This window comes from Streptomyces sp. NRRL S-455 (assembly GCF_000717875.1).
GTDB lineage: Bacteria > Actinomycetota > Actinomycetes > Streptomycetales > Streptomycetaceae > Streptomyces.
Window position 1 is genome coordinate 442,783 of sequence record NZ_JOCT01000004.1, and the last position, 23,117, is coordinate 465,899.

Annotated in this window: 15 protein-coding genes and 1 riboswitch; of the genes, 6 read left to right on the forward strand and 9 right to left on the reverse strand. The window is 72.5% G+C overall.

All coding sequences use genetic code 11. The features are described from left to right. Positions 1 to 178 precede the first annotated feature (178 nt). Entirely contained in the window at positions 179 to 946 is a 768-nt protein-coding gene (locus tag IE97_RS0107675) for a hypothetical protein (protein WP_030233480.1), read from the forward strand. Between the two features lie 17 nt (positions 947 to 963). Here the strand turns inward: IE97_RS0107675 and IE97_RS38270 are convergent, their stop codons facing one another. Next, the gene (locus IE97_RS38270) at positions 964 to 2,733 is read right to left on the reverse strand and encodes a DUF6350 family protein (RefSeq protein WP_030233484.1); all 1,770 of its coding nucleotides are present in this window, start codon (positions 2,731 to 2,733) and stop codon (positions 964 to 966) included. 96 nt (positions 2,734 to 2,829) lie between these two features. On the opposite strand from IE97_RS38270, the gene IE97_RS0107685 reads away from it, so the two are divergent. Continuing rightward, positions 2,830 to 3,957, forward strand: coding sequence for a helix-turn-helix domain-containing protein (locus tag IE97_RS0107685; RefSeq protein ID WP_030233489.1), 1,128 nt, complete (start codon positions 2,830 to 2,832; stop codon positions 3,955 to 3,957). A gap of 94 nt (positions 3,958 to 4,051) precedes the next feature. Here IE97_RS0107685 and sucD read toward each other — a convergent pair whose 3' ends face one another. From sucD to IE97_RS0107715, 6 genes are all read right to left on the reverse strand, one after another. Further along, the gene (gene sucD, locus IE97_RS0107690; RefSeq protein ID WP_030233492.1) at positions 4,052 to 4,936 is read right to left on the reverse strand and encodes a succinate--CoA ligase subunit alpha; all 885 of its coding nucleotides are present in this window, start codon (positions 4,934 to 4,936) and stop codon (positions 4,052 to 4,054) included. 21 nt (positions 4,937 to 4,957) lie between these two features. Continuing rightward, positions 4,958 to 6,139 (reverse strand): ADP-forming succinate--CoA ligase subunit beta, encoded by a 1,182-nt coding sequence (gene sucC, locus IE97_RS0107695; RefSeq protein ID WP_030233496.1) that lies wholly within the window; start codon positions 6,137 to 6,139, stop codon positions 4,958 to 4,960. Positions 6,140 to 6,646: 507 nt separating this feature from the next. Beyond that, the gene (locus IE97_RS0107700) at positions 6,647 to 7,816 is read right to left on the reverse strand and encodes a hypothetical protein (RefSeq protein WP_158708254.1); all 1,170 of its coding nucleotides are present in this window, start codon (positions 7,814 to 7,816) and stop codon (positions 6,647 to 6,649) included. 176 nt (positions 7,817 to 7,992) lie between these two features. After that, entirely contained in the window at positions 7,993 to 9,171 is a 1,179-nt protein-coding gene (locus tag IE97_RS0107705) for a VWA domain-containing protein (protein WP_030233505.1), read from the reverse strand. Between the two features lie 139 nt (positions 9,172 to 9,310). Beyond that, positions 9,311 to 11,731, reverse strand: coding sequence for a DUF5682 family protein (locus IE97_RS0107710; RefSeq protein ID WP_037834785.1), 2,421 nt, complete (start codon positions 11,729 to 11,731; stop codon positions 9,311 to 9,313). Between the two features lie 94 nt (positions 11,732 to 11,825). Then, complete coding sequence (locus IE97_RS0107715; protein WP_030233512.1) at positions 11,826 to 12,956, reverse strand: ATP-binding protein; 1,131 nt, start codon at positions 12,954 to 12,956, stop codon at positions 11,826 to 11,828. A 145-nt stretch (positions 12,957 to 13,101) separates the two neighbouring features. Between IE97_RS0107715 and IE97_RS0107720 the strand changes: the two genes are divergently transcribed. Together IE97_RS0107720 and IE97_RS0107725 are read left to right on the forward strand one after the other, a co-directional pair. Further along, on the forward strand, positions 13,102 to 14,457 hold the full coding sequence (locus IE97_RS0107720) for an SWIM zinc finger family protein (RefSeq protein WP_030233517.1): 1,356 nt from the start codon (positions 13,102 to 13,104) through the stop codon (positions 14,455 to 14,457). A 130-nt stretch (positions 14,458 to 14,587) separates the two neighbouring features. Next, positions 14,588 to 16,210 (forward strand): DUF5691 domain-containing protein, encoded by a 1,623-nt coding sequence (locus tag IE97_RS0107725; protein WP_030233520.1) that lies wholly within the window; start codon positions 14,588 to 14,590, stop codon positions 16,208 to 16,210. Between the two features lie 245 nt (positions 16,211 to 16,455). Here the strand turns inward: IE97_RS0107725 and IE97_RS0107730 are convergent, their stop codons facing one another. Then, the gene (locus tag IE97_RS0107730) at positions 16,456 to 16,872 is read right to left on the reverse strand and encodes a cobalamin B12-binding domain-containing protein (RefSeq protein WP_030233524.1); all 417 of its coding nucleotides are present in this window, start codon (positions 16,870 to 16,872) and stop codon (positions 16,456 to 16,458) included. 590 nt (positions 16,873 to 17,462) lie between these two features. On the opposite strand from IE97_RS0107730, the gene IE97_RS0107735 reads away from it, so the two are divergent. Both IE97_RS0107735 and IE97_RS0107740 read left to right on the forward strand, forming a co-directional pair. Further along, positions 17,463 to 18,326, forward strand: a complete 864-nt coding sequence (locus IE97_RS0107735) for an esterase/lipase family protein (protein ID WP_030233529.1) — start codon at positions 17,463 to 17,465, stop codon at positions 18,324 to 18,326. Positions 18,327 to 18,568: 242 nt separating this feature from the next. Further along, on the forward strand, positions 18,569 to 20,122 hold the full coding sequence (locus IE97_RS0107740; RefSeq protein WP_030233532.1) for a M23 family metallopeptidase: 1,554 nt from the start codon (positions 18,569 to 18,571) through the stop codon (positions 20,120 to 20,122). A 51-nt stretch (positions 20,123 to 20,173) separates the two neighbouring features. Here the strand turns inward: IE97_RS0107740 and pcrA are convergent, their stop codons facing one another. Further along, positions 20,174 to 22,654, reverse strand: coding sequence for a DNA helicase PcrA (gene pcrA, locus IE97_RS0107745; protein ID WP_030233536.1), 2,481 nt, complete (start codon positions 22,652 to 22,654; stop codon positions 20,174 to 20,176). Positions 22,655 to 22,943: 289 nt separating this feature from the next. Next, positions 22,944 to 23,115, forward strand: a riboswitch (cyclic di-AMP (ydaO/yuaA leader). The last annotated feature ends 2 nt before the right edge of the window (positions 23,116 to 23,117 follow it).

Sequence of the window (23,117 nt, forward strand, 5' to 3'; positions counted from 1 at the left end):
GGCCCCCACGGGACGGGGGCGTGGCCGGAAGGTAGCGTCTGGGCGGTGCCGGTTCGGGAACGCCGTCCGGACGTGGTGCGTTCAGGAGATGACGGACCCGGAATCCGACACCGTGCAGTCCTGTCCACTCAGTCCCACTCAGCTCAGTCCTACTCACCAACGGGAAGACGCTCACTTGATGCCGGACCGCAGCCTGCGACTCCTCACGTTCCCCCCGCTGTCGGCACAGGGAGGGGAGCGCGGCAGCGTGCTGCTGCGGGAGCGCCCCAGCTCACCGCCCGACGCGCCTTCGGGCGGTGACGGGCGGACTGGCGGATCCCAGGACGACAACCCCTTCGCCCCGCCGCCCGAGGGCACCCCGGACCGGCCCTGGCAACCACGGCACCCGTCGGGCGACGACTCCCAGAACGACGACGAGCGCGACCGCTCTCCGTGGGGCAGTCAGTGGAGCGACCGGCAGCCCGGCCGCTCCCCCGGCGGCTTCGGCGAGCGCCCCCGCGGCGGCCCCCAGGGACAGGGCGGCCCCAAGGGCGGCCAGAACCCGCGCTGGGACCCCGCGGACCCCGCGCAGCGCCGCGCGCGCTACGCCCTGCTGTCGGGCATGTGGGCCTTCTTCTTCGCCCTCTTCAGCTGGCCCTACGTGGCACTGCTGCTCGGCGCGCTCGCCCTCTACTGGGGCATCAGCTCCCTGCGCGCCAAGCCCCGCAGGGCCGACCCCGACTCCCCGGCCCCCGAGCAGCCGGGCCGCCCTCCGACGACGGCTGCGGTGAGCGGCCTGGTCACGGCGTCCCTGGCGATCACCCTGGTCGCCGCGACCTTCACGGCGCAGCTGGTCTACCGCGACTACTACACGTGCATGAACGACGCCCTCACCAACCAGGCCAAGCAGTCCTGCACGGATCTTCTGCCGAAGGAGCTGCGGGGGTTCCTGGGGAAGAACGGCTGACGGTTCCCGCTGCTGCCTCACGGGCCGTCCGGATTCAGGGTGCTGTCCGGGCGGATTGTTGAGTCGTTCCACCGGTGTTCCTCGGTGTCCGGCGGGACGTCATGGGGCTCGCCGGGCGGGACGGTCGGCAGGAAGTCGTACGGTTCGTACCCGGTGTCGTCCCGGTCCCGGTGGCCGTACAGGACGTCGTGGTCGAGGGGGGCGAAGGGGACGTAGGGTTCGTCCGGCGCGGCGTTCGAGGTCGTCGTTTTCGCACCCCGCCCGGTACGCGAGGCGCCGGTCTCGCCGGCCCGGGCGAGCCCGGTGCGCGTGAACCAGCCGTGGCCGAGTCCTGAGCCCTTCCGCGGCCGCCGGCCCTGGTGGGCCCTCTTTTCTGGCGTCTGCTCCCGCTGCCTGCCGGCCGCCGACCCCTCCACCCCGGGCGTCCGGCACCGCCAGGCCCGTACGGCCACCGCGGTCGGGACGGCCACCAGCAGCAGCCAGGCCAGCGCCGCCGCCCCCACCTGCCACCACACCGGTCCGAAGCGGGCCAGTGCGGCGCCCCCGAGCGGGCCGCCCGAGAGTGCGGCGAGACCGGTGAGCAGGGCCGCGCACAGGACCGCGGCCACTGCGGCCGCACGGGCGGTGCGCCCCGCCGACCAGACGACGCCCCGCCCGCGGCCCGGGCTCGTCCCACCGCGCTCCCCCAGGACCGCTCCCCGCGCCACGACCCGGCCGACCACCACCCCGGCGATCACCGGCACGACTCCGGCCATCCAGTGCACCGGCCGCCCCTCACCCGCCTCCGGCACCGCCGCCAGCAGCGGAAACGGTGGCAGGAACAGGGCCGGTGCGGAGGACAGAGGGCTGACGACGTGCCCGGCACCGAGGGCGAATCCGGGCCCGAGGGCGTAGGCGGCGCCCCACACCGCCGCGTTCGGCACCAGGGCCGCACACAACAGCAGTACCGCGAACCGCCCCGACCAGCCCTCCGTCAGCCGGAGCAAAGCCTCGTGGGCCGTCGCACCGTGGCCCACCAGCGACACGGCCACCAGCAGAGCGCCGCCCCCGAGGAACACGGCGAGCCCGGCCGCCGCGGCCCGGGTGGCGACACCGGGGCGTCCGTCCGGGCCGAGGAGCAGCGGCCGTACACCCACCGGCAGCACGTCCAGCAGTCGCCGCAGCGGCCCGCCCGGACGGCCGTACGCCGCCCACACACCCGCCCCCGCCGCCACGACGGCGACCAGCGGCACCCACACCCCCACCCACACCCACGACGGCCGCAGCGGGCCGCCGGCGGCGTACAGGGCGGCGGGCGCGGCGACGGCGAGATAGCCGAGGACGACGCCCGCCCACGCCGTACGGGCGGAGGCCGGTGCCGGCCCCGCGACCACGTCGACGACCTCGACCTCCTCTTCGAAGCCCTTGTCGCCGTCCCCCGGCCCGCCGTCCGCCGTGTCCCGGGCCGCCCGGTGCAGCAGCCAGACCGGCAGTGCCAGGAGCAGCAGGGGCGGTACGCCCACGGGGGCGGGCACGCCGGAGAGCGTGTCGGTGCGGACCAGCTCGGCTCCGTGCGCCAGGAGCCACAGCGCCGCCGCCACGTGCAGGGCCCCGCCGGGTCCGCTGTCGGGATACGGCGAGGTGATCCACAGCATCATCACCGGTACGGCGAACGACGCGAGCCCCAGGCCCGCCGCGACCGCGCCACCCACGAGGGCGTCGGCCAGTCCGGGCGAACGGTCGCGCAGCCGGTTGAGGAGGGGCGACGGCGAACGACGGCGAGCGGTCATCTCGATCACGACCACCATGCTCCCAACGACACGCGCTTTCCCGTCGTAACAGCCGAACCACCGCTGTGTCGCTCAATATACGTTTATGTACTTTTCCGTACCGAGGGGCGCCCTGTGACGCAGAGCCCCGCCGTACCGCTTCCCCCGCCCGAGGAACGCCGACGCCTGCGCGAGGCCGCCTCGCTGACGCGGGCTCAGCTGGCTTCCCGGGTGGGCGTCAGCAGCGAGACGGTGCGCGGGTGGGAGACCGGCCGCTCCACCCCACGCGGCCGGAGAGCGGAGAAGTACGCGAAGCTGCTGGACTCTCTGTCGAGGCCCGCAGAAAGTCCCGCAGAGATGACGCCCCACCAGGAGTGGGGCGCCGCCTCCGACGAAGTGGCACGATGGCGCACCAGGCGCGGAGCCGGCCGCACCGCGCTCGCCGAACGGGACCACATCACCGGTGCCCTGACGCCTGATCAGGCCTTCGACGCGTTGTACTCCTTCTGCGCCCCCGCCCTCGTCCGCCAGACCTACCTGCTGACGGGCCGTCGTGAGCTGGCCCGGGAGTCGGTCGAACGGGCCTTCCACACCGCCTGGCAGCGGTGGCCCGAGGTGGCTTGCGACCCCGACCCGGCGGGGTGGGTGCGCGCGGTGGCGTACGACTGCGCCCTCTCTCCGTGGCACCGGCTCCGCCCCCGCTACCGGCACCCCGAACCGCCGCCCTCCGACGCGTCCGACCGTGCGCTGATGGACGCCCTGCTGACGCTCCCGCCCTCGTACCGCCGCACCCTGCTGCTGTACGACGGAGTCGGTCTCGGGCTGCCGGAGACCGCGGCGGAGACGGAGGCGAGCACCCGCGCGGCCGCCAACCGGCTGATGCACGCCCGTGAGGCGGTCGCCGAGCGGCTGCCGGAGCTGGCGGACCCGGAGGTGCTCCACTGGAGGCTGGTCGAACTGGCCTCCGCCACACGGCTACGGGCCGCCAACCCGCTGGTCGTGCGGCGCGGCGGGGAACGCCGGGCCCGCTTGTGGACCCGGGCCGCCATCGCGTTCACGGTCGTTCTGATCGGGACGACGGCGCTCACCATGCGCTCCGCCCCGACCCGCTACGAGCCCCCGGTGCCCGAGGGCGAGACCGTCCGGGGCGTGCCCCCGCGGGTCGCGCCCGGACCACTGTCGGAGTCGGAGCTGAGGCTGCGGAAGAAGCTGCGCAAGGAGCAGCAGCGCGGGCCGGACCGCTTGCTGCCGCAGCCTCGCTGACGACGTCGGACGTCACGAAACGGCGGTGGGCCCGCCCCCTCGCCGGGGGCGGGCCCACTGTCAGCCAGGAGTCGCCGAGCCGGCGACGCCGTGCTCAGCTGCCGAGAACGGCGCGCGCCAGCTTGGCCGTCTCGGTCGGCGTCTTGCCGACCTTGACGCCGGCGGCCTCGAGGGCCTCCTTCTTGGCCTGGGCGGTGCCGGAGGAGCCGGAGACGATGGCGCCGGCGTGGCCCATGGTCTTGCCCTCGGGGGCGGTGAAGCCCGCGACGTAGCCGACGACCGGCTTGGTCACGTTCTCCTTGATGAAGGCCGCGGCCCGCTCCTCGGCGTCGCCGCCGATCTCGCCGATCATGACGATCAGGTCGGTGTCGGGGTCGTCCTGGAAGGCCTTCAGGGCGTCGATGTGGGTGGTGCCGATGATCGGGTCACCGCCGATGCCGACGCAGGTCGAGAAGCCGATGTCACGCAGCTCGTACATCATCTGGTACGTCAGCGTGCCGGACTTCGAGACCAGGCCGATACGGCCCGGCTTGGTGATGTCGGCCGGGATGATGCCGGCGTTCGACTGGCCGGGGGTGATCAGGCCGGGGCAGTTCGGGCCGATGATGCGGGTCTTGTTGCCCTTCTTGCCGGCGTAGGCCCAGAAGGACGCCGTGTCGTGCACCGCGATGCCCTCGGTGATGACGACCGCCAGCGGGATCTCGGCGTCGATGGCCTCGACGACCGCGTCCTTGGTGAACTTCTCCGGGACGAAGATGACCGAGACGTCGGCGCCGGTCTTCTCGATGGCCTCCTTGACGGAGCCGAAGACGGGTACCTCGGTGCCGTCGAAGTCGACGCTGGTGCCCGCCTTGCGGGGGTTCACGCCACCGACGATGTTGGTGCCGGAAGCCAGCATGCGCTTGGTGTGCTTCTGGCCCTCGGAGCCGGTCATGCCCTGGACGATGACCTTGGATTCCTTGGTGAGGAAGATAGCCATGGTGTTCTGTGACCTCGTCCCTTACTTCGCGGCAGCAGCCAGCTCGGCGGCCTTGTCGGCCGCGCCGTCCATGGTGTCCACGCGCTGCACGAGCGGGTGGTTGCGGTCGTCCAGGATCTGGCGGCCGAGCTCGGCGTTGTTGCCGTCGAGACGGACGACCAGCGGCTTGGTGACCTCCTCGCCCTTGCTCTCGAGGAGCTCCAGGGCCTGCACGATGCCGTTGGCGACGGCGTCGCAGGCGGTGATGCCGCCGAAGACGTTGACGAAGACGGACTTGACGTCCGGGTCGCCGAGGATGATCTCCAGGCCGTTCGCCATGACCTCGGCGGAGGCGCCGCCGCCGATGTCGAGGAAGTTGGCGGGCTTGACGCCCTTGTGGGCCTCACCGGCGTACGCGACGACGTCCAGGGTGCTCATCACGAGACCCGCGCCGTTGCCGATGATGCCGACCTCGCCCTCGAGCTTCACGTAGTTCAGGCCCTTGGCCTTGGCGGCCGCCTCGAGCGGGTTGGCGGCGGCCTTGTCGTGGAGCTCCTCGAAGTCCGGGTGGCGGAACTCGGCGTTCTCGTCGAGCGACACCTTGCCGTCGAGGGCGATGACGTCACCGGAGGCGACCTTGGCCAGCGGGTTCACCTCGACCAGGAGGGCGTCCTCCTTGACGAAGACCTCCCACAGCTTCACCAGGACGTCGGCGACCTTGTCCGCGACCTCGGCCGGGAACTTGGCGGCGGCGACGATCTCCTCGGCCTTGGCCTTGTCGACACCGTCGATGGCGTCGATGGCGATCTTGGCGACGGCCTCCGGGCGGGTGGCGGCCACCTCCTCGATCTCCATGCCGCCCTCGACGGAGGCGATGGAGAGGAAGGTGCGGTTGGCGCGGTCCAGCAGGAAGGAGACGTAGTACTCCTCCAGGATCTCCGGAGCCGTCTCGGCGATCATCACCTTGTGGACCGTGTGGCCCTTGATGTCCATGCCGAGGATGTCCGTCGCCCGGGCGACTGCCTCGTCCGGGGTGGCGGCGAGCTTCACGCCACCGGCCTTGCCACGGCCGCCGACCTTCACCTGGGCCTTGACGACGGACTTGCCACCGAGGCGCTCGGTGGCTGCGCGGGCCGCCTCAGGCGTGTCGATGACTTCACCGGCCAGCACCGGTACATCGTGCTTGGCGAAGAGGTCCCTCGCCTGGTACTCGAACAGGTCCACGCGCTTCCGTCCCTATCAGTGATCGCGGTTCGTTGGATGCGTGGGCGTGCCGCGAAGGGCAACGTGACGTCCGCATGTGTCACAAGGGAGGCGCACACGGTGTCCGAGCGCGCGGCATGTCCGTCTCGCAGGTTATCCCCGCTTGCGGAGCCGCTCTAAATCGAGGGTCACACCTGAGCGGTGATACCTGTCACATGATGCCGCGCTCTCCGGCACGGCGTGCCTGGGGTGAGGGGCCTCACCGGGCTGGGGTTGACCCGGTGAGGCCCGCCTGACACCCGCGGAGGGGCGCGGTGGCCCTGTTCAGCGTCTGGCTCTCCGGGGTGTGAGTCGGTGGGTCCCCACCCCAATGGGGACCAACCGACCCGTCCACGGGGCTTCCGAACCTCGGACGACCGACGGCTTTCGACCGCCCGGGGCCGATGCCTCGCGGAGTCGGTGGGGGTGAGGGCGCCCTGCGCTGGTGAACCAGTGGTTCTGCCGTTGCCGGGCGCGGCGCCGCCTGGACTAGCCGGGGAGGAGGGGGATGTCCCGGTGACGTTCCCGGGCTCCGGCCGCGTGGGAACGGGCCGCGGCGTCGGGCACGAGCCTCAGCGGCATCCGAAGGCTCCCAGTGACCGCGTGCGCGTCGCCGTGGCGTGGGGTGCCGTTGTCGGCCGTGGCGCGGTGGCCGAGCGTGCCGTCGGGGCGACCGGGGTGCGCGGGGGCGCCCGGGATGGATCCGGCGCGGGCGGCGGATCGGGCGGCGTGCTGTGCACGTCTGTCGCCGTCCGGGCGGCTCGAGGGGAGTACGTGGTCGGCGCGGGCGGGACGACGGTACTCGTCGCCGCCGTGTGCCACCGCGGCCGTCGCGGCGGCAGTGCGCTCGGTCCGGACAGCCGTGGCAGACGCGTCGGCCGACGGTGTCGTCACCTCGCCCGGGGCCGCGGGCTCGTCCGTGACCGGGGCGGGGAGCGGATGGTCCGGGAGGGCGGGGCGGCTGGGCAGACCGGGAAGCGCGGGCGTTCCCGACCGGCCGCCGACGACCTCGGTGAGCGGGGGCAGAACGCCGGACAGCGGGGGGAGTTCGGGGAGAACCGGGAGCTTGGGCGACGTCGGCAGGGTGGACGGAACCGGGAGCTTGGGCAACGCCGGCGACTCGGCCAGCACCGGCGGCTTCGGCAACGCCGGCGATCCTGACGGGACTGCCGGCTCCGGCAGTCCCGTCAGCGATCCGGGAGAGGCTGGATGCGTGGGCTGCTTGGGCAGCGGCGGCGAAGCCGGCGACGGCTCGTTCGCCCGCGCACCCTCCAGCCACTTGCTCACGGCCTCACCGGCCTCACCGTGGCCATCATGGGCACCGTGGGCATCACCGGCCACCCGCATAAGCCGTTTCCCCATGGCTCCCGCAATGTGACCGCGGTTGCCCACGGACGCGGAAGGAGGATCTGCCGGTTCAGTCCGGATGGCAGGGATGCGCGCGTCGGGCCGGACCAGGGGCCGCTCATCGCCGACGGTCCGCGCCACCCTGCTGTCCGTGAGCCCCCGCACGTCATCCGCCGCGAAGGCCCGCCCTCCGCACAGCAGCCCGATGACGAGCACCCCGCCCATCAGCAGCGCTCCTTGGAGCGCACGCCGCCCGGCCGCCGTGCGCAGCATGCGCACGGCGGCACCGGACAGGGCTGCTGACCACATCAAGAGCGGGAGATTCCTCCCGTGCGACGGAACAACTGCGGAACACTCCACACGTCACGAGCAACGAGTCGGCGATCAGGCGCCGATCCTCCACGGGAGTGCGGAGGTTGTGCAAGCCCTTGCCAACCGATGGACCGTCACATCCGTTACCTCGCAACGCCACGTCACGTCACGTCACGTCACGCGGCATCAGGTATCGGCAGCGGACGCTTCTCGATCGCCGCCGCCATCACCTCCGGGAAGAGGTCGGGCGTACAGGCGAAGGCGGGTGCCCCCAGCGCGGCCAGCGCGGCAGCGTGCTCCCTGTCGTACGCCGGCGCCCCTTCGTCCGAGAGCGCCAGCAGCGTCACGAACTGCACCCCCGAGGTCTTCATCGCCGAGACCCGCTTGAGCATCTCGTTCCGTATGCCCCCTTCATAGAGGTCGCTGATCAGCACGACCACCGTCTCCGCCGGCCGGGTGATCTGCGACTGGCAGTAGGCGAGTGCCCGGTTGATGTCCGTGCCACCGCCCAACTGCGTTCCGAAGAGGACGTCGACGGGGTCGTCGAGCTGGTCGGTGAGGTCGACGACCGCCGTGTCGAAGACGACGAGTCGCGTGGAGATCGTCCGCATCGAGGCGAGTACCGCTCCGAACACCGAGGCGTACACGACCGATGCCGCCATGGATCCCGACTGGTCGATACAGAGGATGACCTCCTTCTTCGTGGACTGGGACGCCCGCCCGTATCCGATGAGCCGCTCCGGCACGATCGTTCGGTATTCGGGCAGGTAGTGCTTGAGGTTGGCCGCGATGGTGCGGTTCCAGTCGATGTCGTGGTGGCGGGGCCGGTTGATACGGGCGCTGCGGTCCAGCGCGCCGGTGAGGGTGGCCCGGGTGCGGGTGGCGAGCCGCTTCTCGAGGTCCTCGACGACCTTGCGCACCACGGCCCGTGCCGTCTCCTTCGTCGTTTCGGGCATGGCCTTGTTGAGCGACAGCAGGGTGCCGACGAGGTGCACGTCGGCCTCCACCGCCTCCAGCATCTCCGGCTCCAGCAGCAGCGTGGCGAGACCGAGCCGGTCGATGGCGTCGCGCTGCATGACCTGCACGACGGAGGACGGGAAGTACCTCCGGATGTCCCCGAGCCAGCGCGCCACGGACGGGGCCGAGGCCCCGAGCCCCGCCGAACGCTCCCGGCCCGTCCGCGGCTTCTCCCCTTTTCCGTAGAGCGCCGTGAGGGCCCCGTCCATGGCCGCGTCCTGCCCGGACAGCGCGCACCCGGTGCCGTCCGCCGTGTCGCCCCCGAGCACCAGCCGCCACCGCCGCAACCGCTCCCGTGCCGGGTCCGTCTCCGCCGTCTCGGCCGTCTCGGCCGTCATCGGTGTCCTCCCCTGCTCGGTCGTTCCCACAGCGGGATCACCGGCACGGTCGTCCTCGGCCGGCCTGCGGCCCGCGGTCCGTTCCTGACGGTGCTCCCCGCTTCCGCTCCGGCCGCCGGTTTCCTCTGTCCCTCGGTCGTCACCCCGTCACCCCCACCAGGTTGTTGTCGCCGCTTCCTTGGTCCACTTCGTCCAGCCCGAGCAGCAGCCGGACGACCGGCAGCACGGCGTCCGCGCGCACCGGGTCGAGCTCGGCCGCGAAGCCGGGTATGCCGGAACCGGCCGCTGTCGCCCCGCCCGCCGGTCCCGGCCCGCGCCGGACCAGTTCGCCGAGGGTGCGGCGCACGCCGGGCTCGTACGCCGAGAACGTCCGCCGCAGCAGGGGCAGCACGTCCGTGAACGCCTCAGCCGGTACGCCGGTCAGCCACGCGTCGACCAGCCGGAGCAGCCGCTCGTCGTGCACCAGGAGCATCCCGCCCCCGGAGCCTCCTCCGACGAAGCCCTCGATCCACGCGGCGGCGTCCGCGGGCGGCGTGCCCGGGGAGAGGACGAGCCCCATGAGCCGCGCCGCCTCCTCCTGCGCCAGCTCCCCGTCGTCGAGCAGGAGCCGCACCGCACGCCCCCGGATCACCCCGGGCACGGTGTCCCGCGCGCCCAGCACCCGCAGCACCGACCGCCACCGGCCCCTCAAGTGGCCCTGGCCGGTCGCGGGGGCGTCCCCCAGCAGTCCCACGGCACCGTGCACGGCGTCCACATGACCCCGCATCTCCTCCGCCGCGTCCGCGTCGAGCGCGGCGCATGCGGGCGGGAGGCCGACGAAGACCCGTTCGGCCAGACCGGCGGCGACCTCTGCCAGAGCCCCGGTGTCCGTACCGCGCACATCGCCGTAGCGCAGGGAGCGGACCAGGGCCGGCAGCGCCTGGGCGAGGTGACCGATGTCCGCGTCGAGGGCCGCACGGTCGGCGAGGATCCGCATCACCGTGGGCAGAGCGTCGGGCAGTTCGGCCAGCAGGCAGCGCTCGGCGAGCGCGGTGACGTCGTCGAGTCGCTGCGCGGCGACCGCGTCCGCCTCGGCCTTGGCGGTCGCGGCGGTCCGTACGGTCGTCCCCCACACCCCGGCCTCGGCGACCCGCACCGACAGCTCGGGCTCCCAGCGCAGCCGCCACGTCTCCCGGAACGTGCCGGTACTGCCCCGTGAGGCGGCCGGTTCACCCCAGGCGATCCCGAGCAGCCGCAGCCGGTGCAGCAGTCTGCTGCGGGCGGCGTCGTTCTCCTTACGCAGGTCGAGCTCCAGCTCCCGCTCGAGCGCCTCCGGTTTCAGCCGCAGCCGGCGCTGCAGACGGGCGAGGTCCCGCTGCAGCGGAACCGCCGGCGCCGCCGACGGCACCTCCCCCAGCACGTCGCCCACGACCAGCCGGTCCTGAACCAGGGCCAGCGGCACGTCCGAGCCGTCGCACATCACCGCCCGCACGGCGTCGGTCGTCTCGCTCAGGCCGGGCAGCGGACGGCCACGCATCGCGGCGAGCGTCTCGGCCAGCCGCACGGCCTCGATGACGTGCGCGGAGGAGACGATCCGGTCCTCGGCGCGCAACAGCCCCGCCACCTTGGTCATCCACCGCTCGACCGGCCGGTCCGGGGCGCTGAACAAGTGCCCGTACCAGCCCGGCGACTCGATGCCCGCGCCGTATCCGCTGAACCTCGACAGCCGGCGGTGGGTCCACGGGACCCAGGTCATGTCCGTCTTGACCTTGGCCAGCCCCTTCAGCAGCGCCTTGTCCGCGGCGACGGTCGTCTTCCGCCGCAGCGCGGGCACGTGCCAGGCCCCGCACACGACGGCCACGCCGTCCTCGAACTCCCGCTGCGCGGTCCGTACCTGGAGCCGCATGTACGCCTCCCGCACCAGGTCACGGTCGTGTCCCCCGCTGCCGTAGGTCTCCCGCAGCGCCCCCATGGCCTCCTCGAGCACGGTGAACGGCGCGAGCGCGTCCCCCTTCCCCGCGCCGCGATGCTCCACGACGTCCTCCCACCAACGCTCCGGGTCGTCGTAACCGGCGGCCTCGGCGAGCACACCGAGCGGGTCGATCCGCACGTCGGCGGAATCGGGGCCCGGACCGGAATCCGGGCCGGGGTCCGGCACGGGCGGGGAATCCCCGGCGGTCCCGGTGTCCAGGGGGCGTTCGTCCGCCACGCCCGCCTCGCCCTCCCGGCTCCCCCAGGCCAGCGTGTGCGTGGCCGGCAGGTCGATGAAGCGGGCCGGGACACCGTGGTCCTGGGCCCAGCGGATGGCGACCCACTCGGGGGAGAACTCGGCCAACGGCCAGAAAGCCGAGCGTCCGGGTTCGTCCACGGCGTGGGCGAGCAGCGCCACCGGTGGCCGCATCTCCTCGTCGGCGGCGAGCGGGATCAGGGCATCGGCCTCCGGCGGCCCCTCGATCAGCACGACCCGCGGCCGGGCTTCCTCCAGCGCCGCCCGCACGGCTCGCGCGGAGCCCGGCCCGTGATGCCGCACCCCGAGCAACAACGGCCCTGCCCCGGCCCCCCGGCCCACAACGCTTGTCACGCCCGTCACTTCATCCCCCTCTCAGCCTCGACGTCCCAGCAGAGACCGTGAGCGGCCACCGTCCCGCCGCCCAGAGCCCCCGGCCCCGTATCGCTCACACGCTCACCTCCCGGCAGGCCCGGTAGAAGTCCTTCCAGCCGTCCCGCTCACGGACGACCGTCTCCAGGTACTCCTGCCAGATGACGCGGTCCGCCGCCGGTTCGCGGACCACCGCGCCGAGGATGCCCGCGGCGACGTCGCCCGGCCGCAGCACGCCGTCGCCGAAGTGGGCCGCCAGGGCGAGTCCGTTGGTGACGACGGAGATCGCCTCGGCCGTGGACAGCGTGCCGCTGGGCGACTTCAGCTTCGTGCGCCCGTCGGCCGTGATCCCGTCGCGCAACTCGCGGAAGACCGTGACGACTCGGCGGATCTCGTCGAGACCGTCGGGCGCGGCCGGCAGGTCGAGGGAGCGGCCGATCTGGTCGACACGGCGCGAGACGATGTCGACCTCGGCCTCCGGGCTCTCGGGCAGCGGCAGCACGACCGTGTTGAATCGGCGGCGCAGGGCGCTGGAGAGGTCGTTGACGCCGCGGTCCCGGTCGTTGGCCGTGGCGATCAGGTTGAAGCCGCGCACCGCCTGGACCTCCTGACCCAGCTCCGGTATCGGCAGCGTCTTCTCGGACAGGATCGTGATGAGCGTGTCCTGCACGTCGGCCGGGATGCGGGTCAGCTCCTCGACGCGGGCCGTCATGCCCTCGGCCATGGCCCGCATGACCGGGCTGGGCACGAGGGCGTCACGGCTCGGGCCGTGGGCGAGCAGCTGCGCGTAGTTCCAGCCGTAGCGGATGGCCTCCTCGGGTGTGCCGGCGGTGCCCTGCACCAGCAGCGTGGAGTCGCCGCTGACCGCTGCGGCCAGGTGCTCGGACACCCAGGTCTTCGCCGTGCCGGGGACGCCGAGCAGGAGCAGAGCGCGGTCGGTGGCGAGCGTGGTGACGGCGACCTCGACGATACGGCGCGGGCCGACGTACTTCGGTGTGATCACCGTGCCGTCCGGCAGTGCGCCACCGAGCAGGTACGTCGCGACGGCCCACGGCGACAGCCTCCAGCGGGCCGGGCGCGGACGGTCGTCCTGCGCGGCCAGCGCGGCGAGTTCGTGGGCGAAGGCGTCCTCGGCGTGCGGTCGCAACGCCTGGTCCGACTCCGTCTCCCCCGCTTGGGCGGTGGTCGGCTCAACGGACACAGTCATGGCAAGGTCCCCCTCCAGCTCGGCCGGTTCGGATCTGGCGTCCACGTTGCACCACGCCACTGACAATCCGTTCCGACCTGCGCAAACGCCCCGCCGAGACCGCTCGCGGACCCGATTGTCAGTGGTGGGATCTACCTTCGGTGGCATGACTCAGCAGGGGGTGCGCTGGACCGCGGACCAGGTGCTGGCACTGGCGCCTGACGCCGCATCACGCAAAGCCGGAAGCAAACTCGGCGCGGCGGGGCCGTGGTCCGAGGCGGGGAGTTCCGACGAGGGGACGGTGTGGGGGCTGTGCAAGGGCAGCGGAAGCAAGCCGTATCAGACGGTCGTCGACATCGCGGACGCCTCCGGGCCCGCGTACAAGTGCAGTTGTCCCAGCCGCAAGTTCCCGTGCAAGCACGCTCTCGGGCTGCTGTTGCTCTGGGCGGGCGGCGAGGGAGCGGTGCCGAAGGGGGAGGCACCGGAGTGGGCCGCGCAGTGGATAACGGGCCGGCGGGAGCGCGCCGGGGAGAAGAGGGCCGGGGGCAGCCCGGGTGCGCCGTCCGGGTCCGCTGATCCGGAGGCGGCGCGGCGCCGGGCGGAGCGCCGGGCCGAGCGGGTCACGGCGGGTGCGGTGGAGCTCGAGCAGCGTCTGGCCGATCTGTTGCGCGGCGGTCTGGCGACCGCGGAGCAGTCCGGCTACGGCCTCTGGGAGGAGACGGCCGCTCGCATGGTCGACGCCCAGGCACAGGGCTTCGCCGGCCGGGTCCGGGAGCTGGGGGCCATCCCGTCCACGGGGCCGGGCTGGCCGGTGCGGCTGCTGGAGGAGTGCGCGTTGCTGCATCTGCTCGGCCAGGGCTGGTTGCGCCGCGAGCGGCTGCCGGACGGGCTCGCCGCCACGGTCCGTTCCCGGATCGGCCTGCCGGCCTCCGCGGACGGCCCGCCGGTGCGGGACCGCTGGCAGGTGCTCGCCCAGTACGACACGACGGACGCTCGCCTGACGACCCGCCGGATCTGGCTCTACGGCGCCGACTCCCGACGCACGGTGCTGCTCCTCTCCTACGGCGCGGCCGGCCGGGCCCCGGAGCTGGCGCTGCCGGTGGGGCTGACCCTGGATGCGGAGGTGTCCTCCTATCCGGGCGCGGGGCAGCCGCGGGTGGCCCTGGGCGAACAGTTCGCCCCGCCCGCGCCGGCGGAGACACGTCCGCCGGGGGTGACGACGTCCCGGGCGGCGGCTCGTTACGGCGACGCCCTGCGCGACGATCCATGGCTGGAGTCCGTCCCGGTGACGCTGGACCGGGTCGTCCCCATCCCCGACGGCGACTCGTGGCAGCTTGCGGACGCCGACGAGGACACGGCGCTTCCGCTCACCCCCGCCGCGCGTTCCCGGCCCGGTCTGTGGCGGCTCGTCGCCCTGTCGGGCGGCGCCCCGGTCAGGGTCTTCGGCGAATGCGGCCACCAGGGCTTCACCCCGCTGACGGCCTGGCCCGACGGCCCGGGCGAGGCGGTGGCGTTGTGCTGAGCAGGCGGCGGTCCCGCGCCTCCGCCCCAACTCGTCCTTCTCACGAATCCACGCATTTTTCAGGCAACACGGGACAACCGATCAGGGTGAGTCTTCAACCACCCCCGGGTGTCCCGTGGAAAGGACCCGCATGAACAGGACTTCCGCTCCTGTGGACGCGCCCGCCGCGGGCGCCTGGGAGGGGCTGGTCACCACGGCACTGCTGGGCACGGACCGGCGCCCCACTCCGGGCGCCGGGCCAGGGCCGGAGGCGCCGGTCGCGCTGCTGGACGCGGCGGCCGTGGAGACCGTACGACGACGCGCCGGTCTGCGCCCGGCACGGGCCGCGGAGCGTCCGCAACCGGCTCCGGAGGATCCGCGGCCGCCGCTGCCCGAGGCGGCCGCCCGCAGACTGGCGATGCTGCTGGCCGACCGCCCCGGCGCGTCCGGCGGCGGACGCCGGGGCGCCGCGCCCGACCTGATGGAGCTGCTGCCGCAGTGGCTCGCGACGGCGAACGCCCGTGGTTTCGCGCCGCCCCCGCAGGTCCTGCCCGCGCTGCTGGACGCGGCCCGGGGACGTACGGACCTGCGCCCGGCGGTGCTGGAGTTCGCGGGTCCACGGGCCCTGTGGCTGGCGCGGCTGAACCAGGACTGGCGGTTCGCCCTGCGCTCGGCGCCGGGCGGTGGAGCGGCCCTGCCGCGCCTCGAGGACGCGGACAGGATCCGGCGGTTGTGGCAGGAGGGCCTGTTCGCCGAACGGGTCGCCCTCCTGACCGCCCTGCGCTCCCGCGAACCGTCCGCCGCGCGGGATCTGCTGGAGACGACATGGGCGACGGAGCGGGCCGAGGACCGGCTGATGTTCCTCGACTCCCTGCGCTCGGGTCTGGGACCCGGCGACGAGCCGTTCCTGGAACAAGCCCTGGCCGACCGCAGCCGCAACGTCCGGGCGACGGCTGCGGAGCTCCTGTCGGCGCTGCCCGGTTCGGCGCTCGCCGCGCGGATGGCGGTCAGGGCCGAGGCGTGCGTGGCGGTCGACCGTACCCAGAGCACGCCGGCCATCGTCGTCGAGGCGCCGCACGAGTGCGATCCGGGCATGGAGCGCGACGGTGTCGTGGCGAAGGCGCCCGCGGGCCGGGGCGAGCGGTCGTGGTGGTTCGGCCAGTTGGTGGAGGCGGCACCGCTCGGGACCTGGTCGCGACGGCTGGGTGGGCGGACGCCCCGGGAGATCGTGGCGCTGCCGGTGGCGGACGACTGGCAGGGCGAACTGCACGCGGCGTGGTGCCGGGCCGCGGTGCGTCAGCAGGACGCCGAGTGGTCGCGCGCACTGCTGGGAGAGCCGTCGGCACCGGAGGCGGGCGGTCCGGGCGCGGTGTCCCTGGCCGAACGCGCCAAGCTGCTCGGCACGCTGGACGCCGATGAGCGGGCCGGGTGGGTCGCCGGTTTCATCGCGACGCACGGCTTGTCCGAGGCCTTCCAACTGCTCGGGGTGTGCGCGGTGCCGTGGGCGGCGCCACTCGGCCGGGCTGTGGTGGACGCGCTCAACATCGCTCGGGACGCGGGGAGTTATCCATGGAGTTTCAGCGGAGTCATGGGCCTGGCCGAGCGCTGCCTGGACCCCTCCGAAGCCGGCCGTCTCGACGCGCTGCTGGCCGTACCGGACGAACCGGAGAACGCGTCACCCGGCGCCGGCGGCTACTGGGCGGAGTCCTTCCTGCGTCTGTCCACGACGCTGCGCCTGCGCGCTGCGATGACCGAGGAGCTGCGAGCGCCGTAGCTCCTTCCGGCGCCTCCAACGGCGTCCGCGGCGGCCTGACCGGCGAGACGAGGTGCCGGCCACCCGCCGGTCGCCCTCCGGTGGCGACGAGCGGCAGGGAATCCGGTACGCCACCAACCCCGGCCGGCCACAGCGGGGGCGCCGGCCGCACACGCGCGGTGGGCCCGGTCGGCCCCGGGCCCGCCGCCCTTGCCGGCCACGGCCCTGCCGCACCGCCCACCGCCGACCTGTGGTCGCGACGGCGCCTACGCCCCAGCCGGCTGGCGTACGTTCGCGCGGACCCAGTCCACGATCGACGCCGTTGTCGCACCGGGCGTGAAGATCTCCGCGACGCCCTTCTCCTTCAGCAGCGGAATGTCCGCCTCGGGGATGATTCCGCCGCCGAACACCAGGATGTCCTCCGCGTCCCGTTCCTTCAGCAGGTCGATCACCGCCGCGAAGAGCGTGTTGTGCGCGCCGGAGAGGATGGAGAGCCCGATCGCGTCGGCGTCCTCCTGGATCGCGGTGTCCACGATCTGCTCCGGAGTCTGGTGGAGTCCGGTGTAGATGACCTCCATACCGGCGTCGCGCAGGGCCCGCGCGATCACCTTGGCCCCGCGATCGTGACCGTCGAGCCCCGGCTTGGCCACCACCACGCGGATCGGACCGGCTGCCACACCCATCACTGCCTCCATGAAGCGACTACATCCATCCGTCCCGACAAGTACCGCACACATCACGCGCGCCGTACACGCCGCACCGCACGGACACCCCGCTCCGAACCGTCCGGGCAAGTGAACGAACGTTATCTCCAGCATCCCGCCACCGGCAGTTTCGCGGCGTGGAGCGAGGGGGAAATCACACGGTGGGACACGTTCGCCGCGCACCGTTCCGAGCTTTCGCGGCCTGAGCGCCGCACGCTTGTTCGGTGCTCAGGCCGCGGCGGAACCAAGCGCAAGGGGAGCCGCGACGAGGTCGCCGTACCGCCGCTTCGCCCAGCACGCACAGCGGCGGTACGGCACTTCGGCGAGGACACGCGGGACACGCAGGGCACGCACAGCACGCAGGGCAGGCACGGCGCACCAGCGGGGAGCTTCGTCGTCGCTGCGACGGGGAGTCCCGTCGCAGCACTGACGTCACACCGGCCCCACGTCGCGCTCCGTCCCCGCGGCTCACGGAGCTCACGCGGTTGTCGCCGGCCGTCTTCGCAGTTGCTTTCCACGAGGGCACCCGGGGGGCGGTCGTCCTCCCGCGTGCCGACAGGAGGTCGGCCATGAAGGTCACCGGGGTCGCTCTGCCCTTTCTTCCGTCCTGCCGGCGCCTGCTGCCCAGCCGGCTGGCGGGACTCTCCGTGGCGCTGCTGAAGGCCACCGCCCTGGAGATCGCGATCCTGGCCGGGCATCTCCTCCTCTATCCCTCCGGCATCACACAGGAGCGACGGGTCCCCGCCCCCGCACTGCCGCCTGACGGCGCCGCCCAACTGCCCAGGGAGGCCAAGCCCCCGGTCGTCCTGCTGCACGGCTTCATCGACAACCGCTCGGTCTTCGTCCTGCTGCGCCGCAGTCTCGCCCAGCACGGCAGGCAGCAGATCGAGTCGCTCAACTACTCGCCACTGACCTGCGACATACGCGCCGCGGCCGAGTCGTTCGGCCGGCACATCGAGGAGGTCTGCGAACGCACCGGGGCCGAGCAGGTGGATGTCGTCGGGCACAGCCTCGGCGGCCTGATAGCGCGTTACTACGTACAGCGCCTCGGCGGCGACGCCCGCGTCCGGACCCTGGTGACGCTCGGCACGCCGCACTCCGGCACCCGAGTAGCGCCGCTGGCCGACGCGCACCCCATCGTGCGCCAGATGCGCCCCGGCTCACCGGTGCTCGAGGAGCTCACACGACCGGCCCCGGGCTGCCGGACGCACTTCGTCGGCTTCTGGAGCGACCTGGACACCGTGATGGACCCCGTGGAGACGGCCCGTATCGACCATCCCGATCTGACGGCCCAGAACGTGCGGGTGACCGGCATCGGCCATCTCGCACTGCCGGTACACCCCACCGTCGCCAACGGAATACGACAGGTCCTCGACACGGCCCGCGCGGGCGAACCGTCCGCCGGCCGCGCCGACGGCCTGACCGTGGCCTGAAACCGGCCACTCCCCGGCCCGCCGACTCCTCATACAACCGACGCACCGCGCCGTAGCCCCATTCAGCCTCGAACAAACTTCGAACACAAGGCCAAACCCGCGCCCGCAGTCCGCCAAAACACGGCCGATTGCCCGTTTCCTGCGTGGGCGAAACCTGCCGAAGATTGTCGTGCCCGCGTACCGCCGGGTACAGTCGCCGCACTGCTCTGGCAGCCCCTGTTGTCGAGGCGAAAGAGAAGTTGGTGAACGACCGTCACCCGTCGGGGACCCTGCCCCCGGCTTCGGCTTCCGACGCCGACTCGGCGCACTATGCGTCGTACGGCACCCAGGAAGCCCAGTACGGCGACCTCACCACGTACGGCGACTACGCCGCCACCGGTTTTGACGCCACCGGCACCGACGGCGCCGGTTTCGGCCCTACCGGTCACGCCACCGCCACTTTCGCGACCGACCCCCTCTTCGGCGACATGCCGGACAGCGGCCACCACGACACGGGCACCTACGACACCGGCCACTGGCCCACCGGCACCCACGAGAACCCGCACTACGACGCGTACGCGGCCCAGCACCACGCCGCCGTCTACGACACGGGTGTGTACGACACGACGAGCTGGACGACCGGGCAGCCGCTCCCGGTCATCCCGCCGCAGGCCACCTCCCCGGACGCGACCGGGCAGTGGGACACCGGCGCCTGGCACCTGCCCGACCAGTCGGGCGACCCGGCCGACCATACCCAGCACTGGGAATGGGGTACCCAGACCCTCGACACCGGTACCTACGACGCCACGCAGTGGAATGCCGACGGCACCGCCGCACCGGCCCCCGAGGCGTACGAGCAGCACGCCGAATCCTTCGGCCGGCACGAGACCTCGACGTTCGAGCAGGTCGCGTTCGACGACTCCACCGGGGCCGCCTTCCACGACGTCGGCATGGACGCCGGCATGGACGGCGGTGAGCCCGCCGGCACCGGTGAACTGCCCACCGTGGCCCCGCTCCTGGACGGCCAGGAGGAGAGCGCCCCGCCCGCGCCCTCCCGGGCGGCCTCGCGCGCCGGGTCCCGTTCCCGTCGCCGTACGCCCCCCAAGCGCTCGGCACTGATGACCATCGCGGTGCCCTCCGCGTGCGTGATGGGCGTCGCGGGCATCGCCGCCGCCTCCGTCGGCAGCCTCACCGACGACGGTGCCGCGGAGGCGCAGACGACCGCGGCGGACGCGGAGCCGGTCAAACCGGCCGCCGCCAACAACAAGCTCGACACCCAGCTGCAGAGCCTCGCCGCCGGCGCCGATGACTTCGCCGACCGGGCCAGCCGGACCCAGGAGCGCATCGACCTCAAGGCCCAGCAGGCGGCCGAGCGGAAGCGGGCGGCGGAGGAGGCGGCCCGCAAGGAGCGGCTGCGCCCGAAGTTCGCCCTGCCGGTCGCCCGTCACGGACTCAGCGCACAGTACGGCCAGTCCGGTATCAACTGGATGTCCCTGCACACCGGCATCGACTTCCCCGTCTCGTACGGCACGACCGTGATGGCCGCGACCGACGGCACCGTCCGCACCCAGTGGAACAGCGCGTACGGCAACATGCTGATCCTGACCGCGAAGGACGGCACGGAGACGTGGTACTGCCACCTCTCCACCTACACGGTCCCCTCCGGCACGACCGTGAAGGCCGGCGATCCGATCGCGCGCTCCGGAAACTCCGGCAACTCGACCGGTCCTCATCTGCATTTCGAGGTACGCCCGGCCGGCGGCTCGCCGATCGACCCGCTCCCGTGGCTGCTCAGCCACGGCATCGACCCGAGGTAGCGTCACGGCGCCCCCGCCGCTCGCGCGAGCGGGGGCCGGCCGCCCTCCTCGCTAGAGCTTCTCCACCGGCGCGTACCGCAGCAGCAGCCGCTTCGGCTTGGTGTCTCCGAAGTCGATCGTCGCCTCGGCGTTCGCACCCGTGCCCTTGACGGCGACGACCGTCCCGAGACCGAACTGGTCGTGAGTGACCCGGTCCCCGACGGCCAGCGCCACGACCGGCTTCTCGGCGGTCCGGCGGGTGGCGAACCCGGACGCGCCCGACGCCGACGAACGCGAACGGGACGACGACAGCGAAGCCGCCACCGCCGAGACCGGCCCGGAGGACGCCGGGGTGGTCGCTCCCGTCCGCTTCCACTCCACATGGGTGGGCGGAATCTCCTCCAGGAACCGGGAGGGCGGGTTGTACGACGGCTGGCCCCAGGCACTGCGCATCGTCGACCGCGTCAGATACAGCCGCTCCCGGGCACGCGTGATGCCGACGTACGCGAGGCGCCGCTCCTCCTCCAGCTCCTTGGTCTGGCCGAGGGCGCGCATGTGCGGGAAGACGCCGTCCTCCATGCCGGTGAGGAAGACGACGGGGAACTCGAGGCCCTTGGCGGTGTGCAGGGTCATCAGCGTGATGACGCCGTCGCCGTCCTCCTCGTCGGGGATCTGGTCGGAGTCGGCGACCAGCGCGACCTGTTCGAGGAAGTCGGCCAGCGTGCCCTGCTCCCCCTCGCCGCGCTCCTGCTCGAACTCCATGGCGACGGCGGCGAGCTCCTGGAGGTTCTCGATCCGGGTCTCGTCCTGCGGGTCGGTGGAGGCCTGCAGCTCGGCGAGGTACCCGGTGCGTTCCAGGACGGCCTCGAGCACGGTGGCCGGTCCGGCGCCGGACTCGACGATCGTGCGGAGGTCCTCCATCAGCGTGTTGAACCGCTTGACGGCGTTGGTGGAGCGCGCGGCCATGCCGTACGCCTCGTCGACGCGCTTCAGCGCCTGCGGGAAGCTGATCTTCTCGCGCTGGGAGAGGGCGTCGATCATCGCCTCGGCCCGGTCGCCGATGCCCCGCTTGGGGACGTTGAGGATCCGGCGCAGCGGCACCGAGTCCTCCGGATTGGCGAGCACGCGCAGGTAGGCCAGGACGTCCCGGACCTCCTTGCGCTCGTAGAAGCGGACTCCGCCGACGACCTTGTAGGGCAGGCCGACGCGGATGAAGACCTCTTCGAAGACACGGGACTGGGCGTTGGTGCGGTAGAAGACGGCGACGTCGCCGGCTTTCGCCTCGCCCGCGTCGGTCAGGCGGTCTATCTCGTCGGCGACGAACTGCGCCTCGTCGTGCTCGGTGTCGGCGACGTACCCGGTGATCTGCGCGCCCGTGCCCGCGTTGGTCCACAGGTTCTTGGGGCGGCGGGACTCGTTGCGCTCGATGACGGCGTTGGCCGCGCTCAGGATGGTCTGCGTGGAGCGGTAGTTCTGCTCGAGCAGGATCGTCGTCGCGTCCGGGTAGTCCTCCTCGAACTGGAGGATGTTGCGGATCGTCGCACCGCGGAAGGCGTAGATCGACTGGTCGGCGTCGCCCACCACGCACAGCTCGGCGGGCGGCACGTCGTCCGGGCCGGGCGGGACGTCGACCGGGTGCTCGGAGGTGCCGACGAGCTCGCGGACGAGGGCGTACTGCGCGTGGTTGGTGTCCTGGTACTCGTCCACCAGCACATGGCGGAAGCGGCGGCGGTAGTGCTCGGCGACGTCGGGGAAGGCGCGCAGCAGGTTGACCGTCGTCATGATCAGGTCGTCGAAGTCGAGGGCGTTCGCCTCGCGCAGGCGCGACTGGTACATCGCGTAGGCCTGGGCGAGGGTCTTCTCGAAGCCGTCCGTGGCCTGGGCCGCGAAGTCCTCCTCGTCGATCAGCTCGTTCTTCAGGTTGCTGATCTTGGCGCTGAACGACTTGGGCGGGAAACGCTTGGGGTCGAGGTCCAGGTCGCGGCAGACCAGGGCCATCAGGCGCTTGGAGTCGGCGGCGTCGTAGATCGAGAAGGACGACGTGAAGCCGAGCTTCTTGCTCTCCCGGCGCAGGATGCGCACGCACGCGCTGTGGAAGGTCATCACCCACATCGCGTTCGCGCGCGGGCCGACGAGCTGCTCGACGCGCTCCTTCATCTCGCCCGCGGCCTTGTTGGTGAAGGTGATCGCGAGGATCTGGCCCGGGTGCACGTCCCGTTCGGCGAGCAGGTGGGCGATGCGGTGCGTGAGCACACGGGTCTTGCCGGAGCCGGCGCCGGCCACGATGAGCAGCGGGGAACCGGAGTGGACGACGGCGGCGCGCTGGTTGTCGTTCAGCCCCTCCAGGAGGGCGGCGGTGTCCACCACCGGGCGCGGGGCGCCGTCGCGGTAGTGGGCGTCCCGGTCCGGCGGCACGTCGAACTTCCCGCCGAACAGATCGTCCGGGATCGGCTCCGGAACGTGATCGTCCTCGGGTGGCGGCGGGGGCTCGTCCGCGGGGCCCCGCTGGGCCTGGAGGCTCGCCAGGAAGTTGTCGTCAAAGAGGCTGCTCATCGCTCTCCGAGTCTAGGGCGCCCCACTGACAGCTCGCCGCCGCCCTGAGAACATCGCCGAACAAGACCCTCGTCACTACGCAGAATCGGACTGTCACACCCCGCAACGACCATCACAATCACGGACGATTCGTGATCAACTCTTCTCGAATGATCACCCTCGGTGACGCTCCAGGAGAAGGTCACGGAAATGTATCGGACATTTCACCCATCAACCTTCACAGGGGCCACACGAGTTGGCTACCGTGCGGGCAGACCGCACGACCCCCACCGGCGAACGTCGCCGGGCCGCGCGGTCTCCGCCGAGTCCGGCGTGCCGCAGCGGCAGCCGGAGCCGGGGACCCAACCGAGACCTTGGGGTGAATCGGCCCGACTCCCTTCGGGACACGGCCGTAGGGCAACCCTTCCGAACCACCCGCCCGAACCCGACAGCTAACCCGGTAGGCGGAACATGGAAGGAGTCG

Excerpts from the sequence above, each read along its gene's own strand:
- IE97_RS0107675 (WP_030233480.1), top strand. The coding sequence starts at position 179 with ATGCCGGACCGCAGCCTGCGACTCCTCACGTTCCCCCCGCTGTCGGCA.
- IE97_RS38270 (WP_030233484.1), bottom strand. The coding sequence starts at position 2,733 with ATGGTGGTCGTGATCGAGATGACCGCTCGCCGTCGTTCGCCGTCGCCC.
- sucD (WP_030233492.1), bottom strand. The coding sequence starts at position 4,936 with ATGGCTATCTTCCTCACCAAGGAATCCAAGGTCATCGTCCAGGGCATG.
- IE97_RS0107705 (WP_030233505.1), bottom strand. The coding sequence starts at position 9,171 with ATGACGGCCGAGACGGCCGAGACGGCGGAGACGGACCCGGCACGGGAG.
- IE97_RS0107715 (WP_030233512.1), bottom strand. The coding sequence starts at position 12,956 with ATGACTGTGTCCGTTGAGCCGACCACCGCCCAAGCGGGGGAGACGGAG.
- IE97_RS0107720 (WP_030233517.1), top strand. The coding sequence starts at position 13,102 with ATGACTCAGCAGGGGGTGCGCTGGACCGCGGACCAGGTGCTGGCACTG.
- IE97_RS0107725 (WP_030233520.1), top strand. The coding sequence starts at position 14,588 with ATGAACAGGACTTCCGCTCCTGTGGACGCGCCCGCCGCGGGCGCCTGG.
- IE97_RS0107730 (WP_030233524.1), bottom strand. The coding sequence starts at position 16,872 with ATGGGTGTGGCAGCCGGTCCGATCCGCGTGGTGGTGGCCAAGCCGGGG.
- IE97_RS0107735 (WP_030233529.1), top strand. The coding sequence starts at position 17,463 with ATGAAGGTCACCGGGGTCGCTCTGCCCTTTCTTCCGTCCTGCCGGCGC.
- pcrA (WP_030233536.1), bottom strand. The coding sequence starts at position 22,654 with ATGAGCAGCCTCTTTGACGACAACTTCCTGGCGAGCCTCCAGGCCCAG.